20 protein-coding genes are annotated in these 13,190 nt (G+C 43.9%); 3 read left to right on the forward strand and 17 right to left on the reverse strand.

Translation table 11 applies throughout. The features are described 5' to 3' along the window. The 15 genes from rplX to J2T20_RS21165 form a co-directional block, all read right to left on the reverse strand. Positions 1-354 carry a 50S ribosomal protein L24 gene (gene rplX, locus J2T20_RS21095; RefSeq protein ID WP_307591283.1) on the reverse strand — a complete coding sequence of 118 codons (354 nt, stop codon included), beginning with the start codon at positions 352-354 and terminating at the stop codon, positions 1-3. 47 nt (positions 355-401) lie between these two features. Then, positions 402-770 carry a 50S ribosomal protein L14 gene (gene rplN / locus J2T20_RS21100; RefSeq protein ID WP_036652959.1) on the reverse strand — a complete coding sequence of 123 codons (369 nt, stop codon included), beginning with the start codon at positions 768-770 and terminating at the stop codon, positions 402-404. Positions 771-809: 39 nt separating this feature from the next. Beyond that, the gene (gene rpsQ / locus J2T20_RS21105) at positions 810-1,076 is read right to left on the reverse strand and encodes a 30S ribosomal protein S17 (RefSeq protein ID WP_036652956.1); all 267 of its coding nucleotides are present in this window, start codon (positions 1,074-1,076) and stop codon (positions 810-812) included. Between the two features lie 43 nt (positions 1,077-1,119). Further along, positions 1,120-1,317, reverse strand: coding sequence for a 50S ribosomal protein L29 (gene rpmC / locus J2T20_RS21110; RefSeq protein WP_019908232.1), 198 nt, complete (start codon positions 1,315-1,317; stop codon positions 1,120-1,122). After that, a complete protein-coding gene (gene rplP / locus J2T20_RS21115; RefSeq protein ID WP_036652954.1) occupies positions 1,307-1,741 on the reverse strand; it encodes a 50S ribosomal protein L16 in 435 nt (144 codons plus the stop codon). The genes rpmC and rplP overlap by 11 nt, the downstream gene beginning before the upstream one ends. Positions 1,742-1,743: 2 nt before the next feature. Continuing rightward, a complete protein-coding gene (gene rpsC, locus J2T20_RS21120; RefSeq protein WP_307591284.1) occupies positions 1,744-2,409 on the reverse strand; it encodes a 30S ribosomal protein S3 in 666 nt (221 codons plus the stop codon). Positions 2,410-2,422: 13 nt separating this feature from the next. Next, on the reverse strand, positions 2,423-2,755 hold the full coding sequence (gene rplV, locus J2T20_RS21125; protein ID WP_036652942.1) for a 50S ribosomal protein L22: 333 nt from the start codon (positions 2,753-2,755) through the stop codon (positions 2,423-2,425). Between the two features lie 33 nt (positions 2,756-2,788). Beyond that, the gene (gene rpsS, locus J2T20_RS21130) at positions 2,789-3,067 is read right to left on the reverse strand and encodes a 30S ribosomal protein S19 (RefSeq protein ID WP_036652940.1); all 279 of its coding nucleotides are present in this window, start codon (positions 3,065-3,067) and stop codon (positions 2,789-2,791) included. Positions 3,068-3,142: 75 nt separating this feature from the next. Then, entirely contained in the window at positions 3,143-3,973 is an 831-nt protein-coding gene (gene rplB, locus J2T20_RS21135; RefSeq protein ID WP_307591285.1) for a 50S ribosomal protein L2, read from the reverse strand. A 27-nt stretch (positions 3,974-4,000) separates the two neighbouring features. Then, a complete protein-coding gene (gene rplW, locus J2T20_RS21140; RefSeq protein ID WP_036652931.1) occupies positions 4,001-4,294 on the reverse strand; it encodes a 50S ribosomal protein L23 in 294 nt (97 codons plus the stop codon). After that, positions 4,294-4,917, reverse strand: a complete 624-nt coding sequence (gene rplD, locus J2T20_RS21145) for a 50S ribosomal protein L4 (protein WP_307591286.1) — start codon at positions 4,915-4,917, stop codon at positions 4,294-4,296. Before rplD ends, rplW begins: the two co-directional genes overlap by 1 nt. A gap of 22 nt (positions 4,918-4,939) precedes the next feature. Next, on the reverse strand, positions 4,940-5,563 hold the full coding sequence (rplC, locus tag J2T20_RS21150; RefSeq protein ID WP_307591287.1) for a 50S ribosomal protein L3: 624 nt from the start codon (positions 5,561-5,563) through the stop codon (positions 4,940-4,942). A 42-nt stretch (positions 5,564-5,605) separates the two neighbouring features. Then, entirely contained in the window at positions 5,606-5,914 is a 309-nt protein-coding gene (gene rpsJ / locus J2T20_RS21155) for a 30S ribosomal protein S10 (RefSeq protein ID WP_036652923.1), read from the reverse strand. Positions 5,915-6,140: 226 nt separating this feature from the next. After that, entirely contained in the window at positions 6,141-7,490 is a 1,350-nt protein-coding gene (locus J2T20_RS21160; RefSeq protein ID WP_307591288.1) for a globin-coupled sensor protein, read from the reverse strand. 204 nt (positions 7,491-7,694) lie between these two features. Next, the gene (locus tag J2T20_RS21165; protein WP_307591289.1) at positions 7,695-8,390 is read right to left on the reverse strand and encodes a Crp/Fnr family transcriptional regulator; all 696 of its coding nucleotides are present in this window, start codon (positions 8,388-8,390) and stop codon (positions 7,695-7,697) included. A gap of 170 nt (positions 8,391-8,560) precedes the next feature. Here J2T20_RS21165 and J2T20_RS21170 point away from each other — a divergent pair, with 170 nt between their 5' ends. The 3 genes from J2T20_RS21170 to J2T20_RS21180 are packed head-to-tail and all read left to right on the forward strand — an operon-like array spanning position 8,561 to position 9,657. Further along, a complete protein-coding gene (locus tag J2T20_RS21170) occupies positions 8,561-9,007 on the forward strand; it encodes a V4R domain-containing protein (RefSeq protein WP_307591290.1) in 447 nt (148 codons plus the stop codon). Positions 9,008-9,036: 29 nt separating this feature from the next. Then, on the forward strand, positions 9,037-9,282 hold the full coding sequence (locus tag J2T20_RS21175) for an amino acid decarboxylase (RefSeq protein WP_307591291.1): 246 nt from the start codon (positions 9,037-9,039) through the stop codon (positions 9,280-9,282). Between the two features lie 33 nt (positions 9,283-9,315). Continuing rightward, the gene (locus tag J2T20_RS21180; RefSeq protein ID WP_307591292.1) at positions 9,316-9,657 is read left to right on the forward strand and encodes a cupin domain-containing protein; all 342 of its coding nucleotides are present in this window, start codon (positions 9,316-9,318) and stop codon (positions 9,655-9,657) included. A gap of 138 nt (positions 9,658-9,795) precedes the next feature. Here the strand turns inward: J2T20_RS21180 and tuf are convergent, their stop codons facing one another. Then, entirely contained in the window at positions 9,796-10,986 is a 1,191-nt protein-coding gene (gene tuf, locus J2T20_RS21185) for an elongation factor Tu (RefSeq protein ID WP_307591293.1), read from the reverse strand. Positions 10,987-11,094: 108 nt separating this feature from the next. Continuing rightward, entirely contained in the window at positions 11,095-13,173 is a 2,079-nt protein-coding gene (gene fusA / locus J2T20_RS21190; protein ID WP_307591294.1) for an elongation factor G, read from the reverse strand. Positions 13,174-13,190: the final 17 nt, after the last annotated feature.

Below are 13,190 nucleotides of genomic sequence, written 5' to 3' on the forward strand. Positions count from 1 at the left end.
TTAGTCGATAATCTCTCCGGATCTCTTAGCAACCCGAACCTTTTTACCGTTGTCCAATACTTTGTAACCGATACGAGTTACTTTACCGCTCTTCGGATCAATGTGCATTACGTTGGACACATGGATTGAAGCTTCTTGCTCAATAATTCCACCCTGTGGGTTCAGCTGGTTCGGCTTCTGATGTTTCTTCATCATGTTCACGCCTTCTACCAGAACGCGGTTTTGACGAGGATAAGCAGCGATGACACGGCCTTTTTTGCCTTTGTCTTTCCCGCTAATCACAATCACCACGTCGTCTTTCTTCACATGCAGTTTATTGTTATGGGATTCCAGAACTTTTTTCACTCTAGGCATTTATTACACCTCCTATGACTAGCCTTCAGCTTGTTATCGCCGTTTATTTAGATAACTTCCGGTGCCAAGGAAACGATCTTCATATAGTCTCTATCGCGAAGTTCGCGAGCAACAGGTCCGAAGATACGTGTTCCACGTGGGCTTCTGTCGTCTTTTACAACAACAGCTGCATTTTCGTCGAATGCGATGTAAGATCCATCTTTACGGCGTACGGAACGTTTAGTACGAACAACAACCGCTCTAACAACATCACCTTTTTTGACAACGCCGCCTGGTGTTGCTTGTTTAACGGAACAAACGATCAAATCACCGATTGCTGCTGTACGGCGTCCTGTACCACCTAGTACGCGGATACACATCAGTTCCTTCGCACCAGAGTTGTCAGCCACATGCAAACGTGTAAATGGTTGAATCATTATAATTTCCTCCTTCCGGTAAAAGGGTTACTGATCATCTTAAAGGATGATCGCTTTTTCAATCACTTCAACCAGTCTCCAGCGTTTGTCTTTAGACAATGGACGAGTTTCCATGACTTTAACGACATCACCAATTTTAGCCACGTTCTCTTCATCATGTGCTTTGAATTTCTTCGTAGACTTGATGCGTTTGTGGTACAGGTTATGCTTTTTATAGGTTTCAACAGCAATTACAACGGTTTTATCCATCTTGTCGCTGACTACTTTACCAACCAGCACTTTACGTGCATTCCGTTCTTCGGTCATTGTTAGCCTCCTTCCTGAATACGGATAATTAAATCCGTCTCACTTAACTAATCCCAAGTACTCTTTGATGGATAACGGTTTTAGCACGAGCTATTTCCTTACGCACATCACGAATCCGAGTAGGGTTATCCAGTTGGCCTGTTGCCAATTGAAAACGGAGATTGAAAAGTTCTTCTTTGAATCCAGCGATCTTTTGTTCAATCTCAGCAGTGGTTAAGTTGCGAAGTTCATTAGCTTTCATTTGCTTCACCACCCAATTCTTCACGTTTCACAAACTTAGTCTTGATTGGGAGCTTGTGAGCGGCAAGACGCATCGCTTCACGAGCGATTTCTTCCGACACGCCTCCGAGTTCGAACATAATCTTACCCGGTTTAACTACAGCAACCCATTTCTCAACGTTACCTTTACCACTACCCATACGAACCTCAAGAGGCTTTTGAGTAATTGGCTTATCAGGGAAAATCTTAATCCATACTTGACCGCCACGTTTGATGTAACGAGTCATTGCTATACGGGCAGCTTCGATCTGACGGTTAGTGATCCAAGAAGGCTCTAAAGCTTGCAGGCCGAATTCGCCGAAGTTTAGTTCTGTACCGCCTTTTGCCATACCCTTCATGTGACCGCGTTGTTGCTTGCGGTGTTTAACGCGTTTTGGTACCAACATGATTAGTTGCCTCCTTCCTGAGCAGCGTGTTTCTTAGCTGGGGGAAGAACTTCTCCACGGTAGATCCATACCTTTACGCCGATAAGGCCGAAAGTTGTATGTGCTTCAGCCGTTCCGTAGTCGATATCGGCACGAAGCGTATGAAGTGGAACTGTTCCTTCGCTATAACCTTCTGAACGAGCAATCTCAGCGCCGCCAAGACGTCCGCCTACTTGAGTTTTAATTCCCTTTGCACCTGAACGCATAGTTCTTTGAATCGCTTGTTTCAAAGCACGACGGAACGATACACGACGCTCCAATTGTTGTGCAATGCTTTCAGCAACAAGAATTGCATCAAGCTCAGGGTGTTTGATTTCATTGATGTTGATGTGAACTTTTTTGCCGCCAGCGATTGCAGTAACTGCGCTGCGAAGTACTTCTACTTCTGCTCCGCCTTTACCAATAACCATACCAGGTTTCGCTGTGTGAATAGTAACATTCACGCGGCTTGCCGCTCTTTCAATTTCAATGTGGGAAACAGAGGAATCCTTCAACTTACCTTTAAGGTATTCCCGGATTCTGACGTCTTCCATTAAAAGAGTACCGAAATCTTTGCCTGCATACCATTTAGATTCCCAATCGCGAATAATCCCGATTCGGAGTCCGACTGGATTTACCTTTTGACCCACGTGTTATCCCTCCTTATTTCTCAGATACCACTAATGTAATGTGGCTAGTACGTTTATTGATCCGACTCGCACGACCCATCGCGCGTGGACGGAAACGTTTCATTGTTGGACCTTGGTTAACGAAAACTTCGCTAACGAACAAGCTGTTCACGTCCAGAGAATAGTTATGCTCAGCATTCGCAATCGCCGAATTAAGCAATTTCTCAACAACCGGCGAAGCGGATTTCGGAGTGTGGCGAAGAATTGCAATTGCTTCCCCCACTTGCTTTCCGCGAATCAAGTCAATAACCAGTTTCGCTTTACGAGCGGAAATCCGCACCGATCTTGCATGTGCTTTTGCTTCCATTGTTTTCCCTCCTCTCAAACGAAGACCTTTTAATTATCTTCTTGTTTTCTTATCGTCACCCGCGTGGCCTTTGTAAGTACGCGTTGGAGCGAACTCGCCCAACTTGTGACCCACCATATCTTCCGTTACGTATACAGGCACGTGTTTGCGGCCATCATATACACCAAACGTATGTCCGATAAACTGAGGGAAAATAGTTGATCGACGTGACCAGGTTTTCACAACAACCTTTTTCTCAGCCTCGTTCAGTTCTTCAACCTTTTTCAGCAGGTAACCATCGATAAATGGTCCCTTTTTTAAACTGCGACCCATGTGTGTATCCTCCCTTCATCAACTGTTCAAGCCGCGAATCGACGCTTCGGGCTATTACTACTTGCTAGAAGCGTCTTATTTCGTGCGACGACGAACGATGTATTTATCAGAAGCTTTGTTTTTCTTACGTGTTTTGTAGCCAAGGGTTGGTTTGCCCCAAGGAGACATTGGTGATTTACGACCGATTGGAGCGCGTCCTTCACCACCACCGTGTGGGTGATCGTTCGGGTTCATAACTACGCCGCGTACTTGAGGACGATTGCCAAGCCAGCGATTACGTCCAGCTTTACCAATCTTGATCAATTCGTGGTCTTCGTTACCTACGGAACCGATAGTTGCACGACATACGCTCAAGATTCTGCGAACCTCACCGGATGTCAAACGAACGGAAACGTATTTTTCTTCTTTACCAAGCAATTGAGCTTCTGTACCAGCAGCACGAACAAGTTGTCCGCCTTTGCCTGGTTTCAACTCAATGTTGTGGATAACTGTACCAACTGGGATGTTAGCCAGTGGAAGACTGTTACCAATTTTGATGTCGGCCGCAGGACCGGACTCAATCTTATCCCCAACTTTAAGGCCTTTAGGAGCGAGGATGTAACGTTTCTCTCCATCAGCATAGTGGATCAAAGCAATATTGGATGTGCGGTTCGGGTCATACTCAATCGTAGCAACGCTACCTGGTATGCCGTCTTTAGTCCGCTTGAAATCGATAATACGGTATTTACGTTTGTGTCCGCCGCCGTGGTGACGAACCGTAATTTTACCTTGGTTGTTACGTCCCGCATGTTTGAACAGCGGTGATAGCAACGATTTCTCAGGCTGGTTTGTGGTGATTTCTTCAAACGTAGACACGGACATGTTACGTCTGGCCGGAGATGTCGGTTTGTACTTTTTGATTGGCACTGTATTCCCTCCTTACTTCACAGAGTTTTATTCTACCGCTTCAAAAAATTCAAGCGGCTTACTGTCTGGGCTAAGTTTAACGATGGCTTTTTTCCACTCCGGAGTATAACCGGAATATTTACCATAACGTTTCAATTTGCCAGGTACACGCATTGTGTTCACATTGGTAACTTTAACTTTAAAGATAGCCTCAACAGCTTTTTTGATTTCGGTTTTGTTAGCACGAATATCCACTTCAAAAGCGTATTTCATTTCGCTCATGTATTCGGATGTGCGTTCCGTAATCACCGGACGTTTGATAATATCACGAGGATCTTTCATTACGCGAACACCTCCTCTACCTTCAGAACTGCTTCCTTGGTGATGATCAGTTTGTCGTACGTCAGTACGTCAAGAACATTAATGCCGTCAGCCGCTACGAATTTCACCCCAGGGATGTTACGTGCGGATAGTGCTACGTTATCATCATAACCAACAGCTACGATCAACGCTTTGCGATCAACTTTCAAGTTGTTCAAGATTGCCGCGAATTCTTTCGTCTTCGGAGCATTCATAGTCAAGCTATCCAATACGATGATCTCATTAGCAATAACTTTTGAGGACAATGCGGATTTGATGGCCAAACGACGAACTTTCTTAGGCAATTTCCAGGAATAGCTGCGTGGTGTTGGTCCGAAGACAACGCCGCCGCCTTTCCATTGCGGTGAACGAATGGAGCCTTGACGAGCACGACCTGTACCTTTTTGTTTCCAAGGCTTACGTCCGCCGCCACGTACTTCAGAACGTCCTTTTACTTTATGTGTACCGCGACGAAGGGAAGCTCTTTGCATAAGTGCTGCTTCATGCAAAACGTGTACATTCGGTTCAATACCGAATACTGTATCACTCAGTTCAACTTCGCCTACTTCGGTTCCACTCATATTAAAAAGTGTTACTTTTGGCATTTCATGTTCCTCCTTTCTTTGACTATTTCTTAACGGTTTGTTTAACTTTCACGAAGCTGTTTTTAGGACCTGGAATAGCGCCTTTAACCAGCAATACATTGCGTTCTACATCTACCTTGATAATTTCAAGCTTTTGAACCGTTACGGTGCTGTGACCCATATGTCCTGGAAGGCGTTTGCCCTTCGGTACACGGTTAGCTTGAATGGAACCCATGGAACCCGGTCTTCTGTGGTAACGCGATCCGTGTGCCATTGGTCCGCGGCTTTGTCCCCAACGTTTGATAACGCCTTGGAAACCTTTACCTTTAGATGTACCAGTTACGTCAACAAATTCGCCCTCAGTGAAGACATCAGCCTTCAGCACTTGTCCAACCTCGAATGACGCGAGGTCAATACCGCGAATTTCGCGAACGTAGCGCTTAGGTGTTGCATTTGCCTTTTTGGCGTGACCTTGTTCAGGCTTGTTGGAGCGACTTTCTTTTTTATCAGAAAAGCCCAATTGCACTGCTTCATATCCGTCGATATTCAGGTCTTTCTTTTGCAGAATGACACAAGGGCCAGCTTCGATAACAGAAACTGCGATTACGTTACCTTCTGGAGTAAAGACTTGAGTCATTCCGAGTTTTTTTCCTAAGATACCTTTCAATGTTGACACCTCTTTTCTTTTCCTAGTTCTTTAATAGATGAATTACAATTTGATTTCGATATCTACACCGGACGGTAGATCCAAGCGCATCAAGGCATCCACAGTTTGTGGTGTTGGATTCACGATATCAATCAAACGTTTGTGAGTCCGTTGTTCAAACTGTTCACGGGAATCCTTGTACTTGTGTACCGCACGTAGAATAGTAATGATTTGTTTTTCAGTTGGCAGCGGGATCGGTCCAGATACACTAGCACCCGAACGTTTTGCTGTTTCAACGATCTTCTCTGCGGATTGATCAAGAATTCTGTGGTCGTATGCTTTCAAGCGAATACGAATTTTTTGCTTTGCCATTTTAGTCCCTCCTTCTATCGCCCAATTTATTATCGGACATACTCCGCGAAAATTTTCCGACATCGACCTCATGGCAAAGGGGCCGGGTGTGTCAGTAACCTCTCACATCATCGCAACGTCTCAGAACAACATTTATTATTATATATAATATTGGGCACTATTGCAATAGCTAATTAAAACAACGCATGATTTTTTTCACGCGTTGTTTTTTACAATGAATATATGGTTATAAACTTGCCGTTGCAGTCTTAAAATACTCGGCAGAAGCTGCTGTTTGAGCTGTTGTTGAACCTATTCCTTCTATAGTATGAATCAGTAGTTTAATCTCCTCCTCCACAGTAACAATTTCTTGAGTACTGCTCTTCATAGATTCCACAATATCGGAGAATAACCGGCTGGTCTCCACCGATTGAAATTTTCCGCTCTTAGTAAGTTCCTGTACCGTTCGGATTTCATTTACTACCTGTGTAGTCAGCTTACCTGATTTATTTGTTAATTCACCGATTAGAATAACAGTGCTCTTAGTTTCTTCTGCTAATCGACTGACCTCTTGGGCCACCACAGTAAATCCTCTACCATGTTCTCCGGCTCTGGCAGCCTCAATAGTAGCATTAAGAGAGAGAATTTTGGTCTGGTCTGCTATCTCTTGTACAGCACTTACTATTTTTTGAATTTGTTTAGAAGACCTGCTCAATTCTTCTATTGAAAGCTCCATCTCATTTGTGCTCTCAAAAATACGATTAATCTGTCCGCTAAGATCACTTAGCTGATCTCGTCCATCTCTAGCCATCTCCTGTGACTCCAGAGCGGAGGAAGCGGTACGTTGGAAAGATGTATTCACTTCATTACTGCTCGCCACCAGCTGCTCAACAGCGGCATTAGTATCGATGCTCAGATCAACCAGTTCACCGCTAAACTCAGCTATTTTCTGTTTCAGCTCATTTTTTACGATCTCGTACTGTTCTTCCTTCTCACGTATGTTTTCTTTCTCGTAAGCTTCCAAAACAAGCTGCTGTTCCAGATTAAGAAGCTTTGTTACCGTTTGGACTACTTTCAACCGATCGATGTCATTATTCGTCTCATTATAAATAACTTGAATAAAAACATTCTGCAAATTCTGAAAAGCGGACAAATACCATTTCGGTTCAAGTCCTACCTTTTTATGAATTCTTGCTATAACTAGGCGTTTTGCTATATATGCTTGATCTACCTTACCGTCAAAAATCTCAATAATATGATCCCGCAGAGTTTTTTTAAGTCGGTCTATACTGCTGTGTTCAATGATGATCTCTTCCAGCTTCTCCACACCCAACACCGAGTTGTAAAAATGATCAATAATATACTCAATGTTGCGTTCCACCCCCGGCTTCATGCCTCGCAGCAGGTTCAGGTCTTCCTCAGTAAGAGCAATCATCTTCATTTGTTCATTCAACTCCTCATGACCCTCAAGAGCGTGAAAAGAGGCACCGGTAGAGAAGGAGGGGCCGGTAGCGTCCACAATAGGGGCGCCGGGAGATTTCAAATCTTTTTTCTGTGGAACTAAAGCATGCATAAAAGCAAAAGGACATTTTCCCATAGTACCACTCTCTCTTTTCTCCTGATATGTTACACAGCATCGCATGTCTTCTTTTGTCGAATATTGACGGATACTAGATAATTATAGTTATCATCGGTATAAATGAATCTAGTGTTTATATCTATGCTTCAATTTTTAAATAAATAATTAGATATATGCCCACAAAAAAACCGCCTCATTCATAAAGAGAATGAAACGGTTAACTTAACTGCGATTTGTACCAGCTAAATGCTGCAGATCGTCCAGCTCAAGGATGTGGATAACTCTTCTGCTAACTTTAATGAGATTAAGCTCTTCGAATTGATTCAACTTACGGCTAAGCGTTTCAGCGGTTGTCCCAATCATTGCTGCTATCTCTTTTTTGGAAGCCGGCAAGTTCACCTTACTATTTAGTATGTCCTTAGAATGAAAGTACAGTAGAATCTTAGCTAAACGTTTATCGACCTCCAACATATGAAGGGCTGCAGCCCAATCCTCAGCATGATGTAGCTGTTCACTCATGGATAATAGAAAGTTATATGCCAGTGTTGTGTTTTTTTCTAACAAAGGTATAAAGTCCTTGCGATGTATAAGACACACCGTACTGCTCTCAATTATCTCTGCATTCACATAGTTTTGTTTATTCTGGAGTAACGCGAACTGTCCAAAGTAGTCCCCCGGGAAAAGAAACCTCAATATATGCTCCTTACCGTCACGACTGCTCTGTGTGAGCTTGATCAAACCCTCATTCAATACGAAAAGTGAGTCAGATCTCTCCCCTTCTCTAAAAACAAAAGCCCCTTTATCATAAGGCCTTGATTCTACAAGGCTTTCAATTTGATTGATTTCAACATCGGAAAGTCCATTAAATACAGGCACACGACGGACACAGGATGCTGAAGCGCAACTGGAACAAACCATGCCACCGCCCCCTTTCTAACTGATACTTATACTAACCTTATCAACGAATGTCCCTGCCCCTTGTGATCGCCATCACAAAATATATTATTACTTGATCTATATCAAGGTTATAGTCTCCCCCCTATGTCACAATACGTATATAGACGATGTAGTTAGAAAGGGATGAACATATGCTATCTTATTCTTTTGAAGATATGAAAAAAATGAACAGGAAGATACTTGGCGATACGGTTCCACTAGAGTTATTCCGTACGATCAGGCTAATCGGTATGAGTCAGGGTTTACCATTAGGTGGTAAAGGAACGACCGTAACCATTGGCCGGAAGATTGGAGAGAACTTGCCCGTTGAGTCCATCGATGATTTATTGCAATTATTTGAGCGGTTGAAAATTGGTATACCACGTATCGTATATCAAGATGAGCGTAGAATAAATATTGCTGTAGAGGATTGTTTTTGTATAGGGCTTCCCCTTTCAGAAGAAAAAATGATTTGTGATCTAGAAGGCGCCATGCTGGAAGGTGCACTATGCAAGATTCTGAATAAGAAGGTTTCTGTAAAGGAAATAAAATGTAATGTCACGGGGCATGAGCATTGTGAGTATGAAGTCAGACTCTAATTCCTTTTCACAAGAACAGGAGGTATGAAGTGTTAGATGTAAATTATAAAGGTGACGTTGCCATTCTGGATTTGCGTGAAAGCGTCTTGCGAGGAGAACATCCTAAGCAGGAGATCATGGAGTTCGTAAGTGAAGCGAAGCAAGGCACTGTAATCGAAATTCATTTACCTCACCGGGCAGAACCGCTTGTTGCAGCGCTTGAGTCTCTTGGGATCTCATCTATAATCAATCAGCTAGAGGACAATCATTTCCGTTTAATGTGTGTAAAGATGTAATTAGAACACCCAAAATCGAGGAGGAACTTTATCATGGAAAAGAAACAACTAGTAGAAGCTGTACAATATCAAGAGGAACGCTTTACAAAAAAAATATTGTTTCAAAAAGGGGAGAGTGTAGTATTTATCTTGAACTTTATGCCCGGTCAAACCTTACCTACTCACAAACACCCTGGAACTGATGTTTATATTCTAGGTCTTGAAGGCAATGGAACGATGACCGTAGATGGAGAAGACACTCCCCTTGTGAAAGGAGAAACAATCCACATCGGTGGTGAAGAAGCCTTTGCCTATAGCAACAGCGGTGATACTCCTGCTAGTCTGCATGTTGTACTGTGTAAAATACCTAGTCCCATTTACGCTCAAGAAGTGTAGTCAATCGTTAAAAAGTCTGAGCTGGTATTATACCAGTCTCAGACTTTTTGTGTTATCCATATAAAAAAACAGAGGATCTTCGCGAGAAGACCCTCTGTCCTTAAGTTTCAGTATCTACCCATTAAGGATAGACTGAAATTATTTTTGGATGGATGCTACTGAACCCGCTCCAACTGTACGTCCACCTTCGCGAATGGAGAATTTAGTACCTTCTTCAATAGCGATTGGGGAGATCAGGGAAACAGTTACAGTGATGTTGTCACCAGGCATAACCATTTCAGTACCTTCTGGCAAGTTGATAATGCCAGTTACGTCAGTTGTACGGAAGTAGAACTGTGGACGGTAACCAGTGAAAAATGGTTTGTGACGTCCGCCTTCTTCTTTAGTCAAAACGTAGATTTGAGCAGTGAATTCAGTGTGTGGCTTAACGGAGTTCGGTTTAGCCAATACTTGACCACGCTCGATCATAGTACGGTCAACACCACGCAGCAATGCGCCGATGTTGTCGCCTGCTTGAGCGGAATCCAGCAATTTACGGAACATTTCAACGCCCGTAACTACAGATTTCTTAGTTTCTTCATGAATACCAACGATTTCGATTTCTTCTCCGACTTTAACTGTTCCGCGTTCTACGCGACCAGTTGCCACAGTACCGCGGCCAGTGATGGAGAATACATCCTCGACAGGCATCAAGAAAGGTTTGTCAGTTTGACGTTCTGGAAGCGGAATGTAAGTGTCAATCGTTTCAAACATTTCAACGATTTTCGCTGCATAGTCGCCTTCAGGGTTTTGAAGAGCTTCACGAGCAGATCCACGGATGATTGGAGTATCGTCACCTGGGAAATCATACTCGCTCAGCAAATCGCGTACTTCCATTTCAACCAATTCCAAAAGCTCTTCGTCTTCAACCATGTCGCATTTGTTCAAGAATACAACGATGTAAGGAACACCTACTTGGCGGGACAACAGGATGTGTTCGCGAGTTTGCGGCATAGGGCCGTCAGCTGCGGATACAACCAGGATCGCTCCGTCCATTTGCGCTGCGCCAGTGATCATGTTTTTAACATAGTCGGCGTGACCAGGGCAGTCTACGTGTGCGTAGTGACGGTTAGGAGTTTCATATTCAACGTGAGCTGTAGAAATAGTGATACCGCGCTCGCGCTCTTCAGGAGCTTTGTCGATTTGGTCGAATGCTACAGCAGCACCACCGTATTTTTTGGACAATACAGTTGTGATTGCAGCAGTCAGAGTCGTTTTACCATGGTCGACGTGACCAATAGTACCGATGTTAACGTGCGGTTTGTTACGTTCAAACTTTACTTTTGCCATTTGAACAGTTCCTCCTTAATGTGGGGTTCCTTATATTGGAGCCGTCCGTTGTATGCTTAATCTAGGATGACTGAGTGGTTATACCCGGACGGCAAATCAAAACAAATATTATTCTCCGCCTTTGTTCTTAGCAACGATCTCATCCGCAATGGATTTAGGAACTTCTTCATAGTGAGAGAGTTCCATCGAGAATACGCCGCGTCCTTGTGTACCAGAACGGAGTGTTGTGGAGTATCCGAACATTTCGGAAAGAGGCACCTTAGACCGAATAATTTGCGCTCCACCACGGGAATCCATACCTTCGATTCTTCCGCGACGGGAACTCAGCATACCCATTACATCGCCCATATATTCCTCAGGAACAGTTACTTCCACTTTCATGATTGGCTCAAGCAGGACAGGCTTACACTTGTCTTTAGCTGCTTTGAGTGCCATCGAACCGGCAATTTTAAATGCCATTTCGTTGGAGTCAACATCATGATAAGAACCATCTACGATAGTGGCTTTTACATCAACAAGCGGGAAGCCTGCGATAACACCATTTTTCATAGCTTCTTCAATACCCGCAAGTGCAGGAGCGATGTACTCTCTAGGAACCGAGCCACCGACAACTTTACTTTCGAATGTATTGCCAATACCTGCCTCGAGAGGTTCAAACTCAACCCATACGTGACCATACTGACCGCGACCGCCGGATTGGCGAACGAATTTACCTTCGACGCGAGCTGGTGCCTTGAAAGTCTCACGATATGCTACCTGTGGTTTACCAACGTTAGTCTCAACGTTGAATTCACGGCGCATACGGTCGATGATAATTTCAAGGTGAAGTTCACCCATACCTGCCAGGATCGTTTGGCCAGTTTCTTCATCAGTATGTGCACGAAGAGTTGGATCCTCTTCAGTCAACTTACCGAGAGCAACGCCCAATTTATCTTGGTCAGCTTTGGTTTTTGGTTCAACAGCGATTTCGATAACCGGATCAGGGAAGTTCATAGACTCCAGAATTACTGGATGCTTCTCATCACACAGTGTATCACCAGTACTAGTATCTTTCAAACCTACAGCTGCAGCGATGTCACCAGAGTACACAATGGAAATCTCTTGGCGGCTGTTCGCATGCATTTGCAGGATACGTCCAATACGTTCCCGTTTGTTCTTAGTAGCATTCAATACGTAAGATCCGGATTCCAGGACACCTGAATATACACGGAAGAACGTAAGTTTGCCTACATAAGGGTCTGTCATGATTTTAAATGCCAAAGATGAGAACGGCTCTTCATCCGAAGAATGACGAATCGTTTCAGTTCCATCATCAAGGTGACCAGTGATAGCTGGTACATCGATAGGAGCTGGCAAGTAATCGATAACAGCATCCAGCATAAGCTGAACCCCTTTGTTACGGTAGGAGGATCCAACGATTACAGGGAAAATCTTAACTTCTACTACGCCTTTGCGCAGAGCTGCTTTGATTTCCGCAACTGTAATTTCTTCACCTTCCAGATATTTCATCGTAAGATCTTCGTCAAGTTCTGCTACCTTCTCGATTAACTCGAGACGCAATTCAGCAACTTGTTCCAGATACTCAGCTGGAATATCTGTTTCTTCAACGTCGCGGCCCATATCATCCTTGAAGATATGTGCTCTTTCTTCAACCAAGTCGATGATTCCAACGAAATCATTTTCTGCTCCGATTGGAAGTTGAATAGCTACTGCATTCGCCATAAGACGTTCGCGCATAGCATGTACAACGTTAAGGAAGTCTGCACCAATGATGTCCATTTTGTTTACATATGCGATACGAGGAACGCCATATCGGTCAGCCTGTCTCCATACGGTTTCAGACTGAGGCTCAACGCCTTCTTTCGCACTGAATACGCCTACTGCTCCATCCAATACACGAAGGGAACGTTCAACTTCAACAGTGAAGTCAACGTGTCCCGGGGTATCAATGATATTGATGCGGTAGCCCTTCCAAGCAGCGGTCGTAGCAGCGGAAGTAATGGTAATTCCGCGCTCCTGTTCTTGTTCCATCCAGTCCATTGTAGCTGCACCCTCGTGAACTTCACCGATTTTGTGCGTACGGCCTGTGTAGAAAAGAATCCGCTCAGTGGTAGTAGTCTTACCAGCATCAATATGAGCCATGATCCCGATATTACGTGTATTTTTTAAGGAGAACTCTCTTGCCATGAAATGGGTCTCCTTTC

Source organism: Paenibacillus wynnii, assembly GCF_030812855.1.
Classification (GTDB): domain Bacteria; phylum Bacillota; class Bacilli; order Paenibacillales; family Paenibacillaceae; genus Paenibacillus_AQ; species Paenibacillus_AQ wynnii_A.

Excerpts from the sequence above, each read along its gene's own strand:
- rplX (WP_307591283.1), bottom strand. The coding sequence starts at position 354 with ATGCCTAGAGTGAAAAAAGTTCTGGAATCCCATAACAATAAACTGCAT.
- rplN (WP_036652959.1), bottom strand. The coding sequence starts at position 770 with ATGATTCAACCATTTACACGTTTGCATGTGGCTGACAACTCTGGTGCG.
- rpsQ (WP_036652956.1), bottom strand. The coding sequence starts at position 1,076 with ATGACCGAAGAACGGAATGCACGTAAAGTGCTGGTTGGTAAAGTAGTC.
- rpmC (WP_019908232.1), bottom strand. The coding sequence starts at position 1,317 with ATGAAAGCTAATGAACTTCGCAACTTAACCACTGCTGAGATTGAACAA.
- rplP (WP_036652954.1), bottom strand. The coding sequence starts at position 1,741 with ATGTTGGTACCAAAACGCGTTAAACACCGCAAGCAACAACGCGGTCAC.
- rplV (WP_036652942.1), bottom strand. The coding sequence starts at position 2,755 with ATGGAAGCAAAAGCACATGCAAGATCGGTGCGGATTTCCGCTCGTAAA.
- rpsS (WP_036652940.1), bottom strand. The coding sequence starts at position 3,067 with ATGGGTCGCAGTTTAAAAAAGGGACCATTTATCGATGGTTACCTGCTG.
- rplW (WP_036652931.1), bottom strand. The coding sequence starts at position 4,294 with ATGAAAGATCCTCGTGATATTATCAAACGTCCGGTGATTACGGAACGC.
- rplD (WP_307591286.1), bottom strand. The coding sequence starts at position 4,917 with ATGCCAAAAGTAACACTTTTTAATATGAGTGGAACCGAAGTAGGCGAA.
- rpsJ (WP_036652923.1), bottom strand. The coding sequence starts at position 5,914 with ATGGCAAAGCAAAAAATTCGTATTCGCTTGAAAGCATACGACCACAGA.
- J2T20_RS21160 (WP_307591288.1), bottom strand. The coding sequence starts at position 7,490 with ATGGGAAAATGTCCTTTTGCTTTTATGCATGCTTTAGTTCCACAGAAA.
- J2T20_RS21165 (WP_307591289.1), bottom strand. The coding sequence starts at position 8,390 with ATGGTTTGTTCCAGTTGCGCTTCAGCATCCTGTGTCCGTCGTGTGCCT.
- J2T20_RS21170 (WP_307591290.1), top strand. The coding sequence starts at position 8,561 with ATGCTATCTTATTCTTTTGAAGATATGAAAAAAATGAACAGGAAGATA.
- J2T20_RS21180 (WP_307591292.1), top strand. The coding sequence starts at position 9,316 with ATGGAAAAGAAACAACTAGTAGAAGCTGTACAATATCAAGAGGAACGC.
- tuf (WP_307591293.1), bottom strand. The coding sequence starts at position 10,986 with ATGGCAAAAGTAAAGTTTGAACGTAACAAACCGCACGTTAACATCGGT.
- fusA (WP_307591294.1), bottom strand. The coding sequence starts at position 13,173 with ATGGCAAGAGAGTTCTCCTTAAAAAATACACGTAATATCGGGATCATG.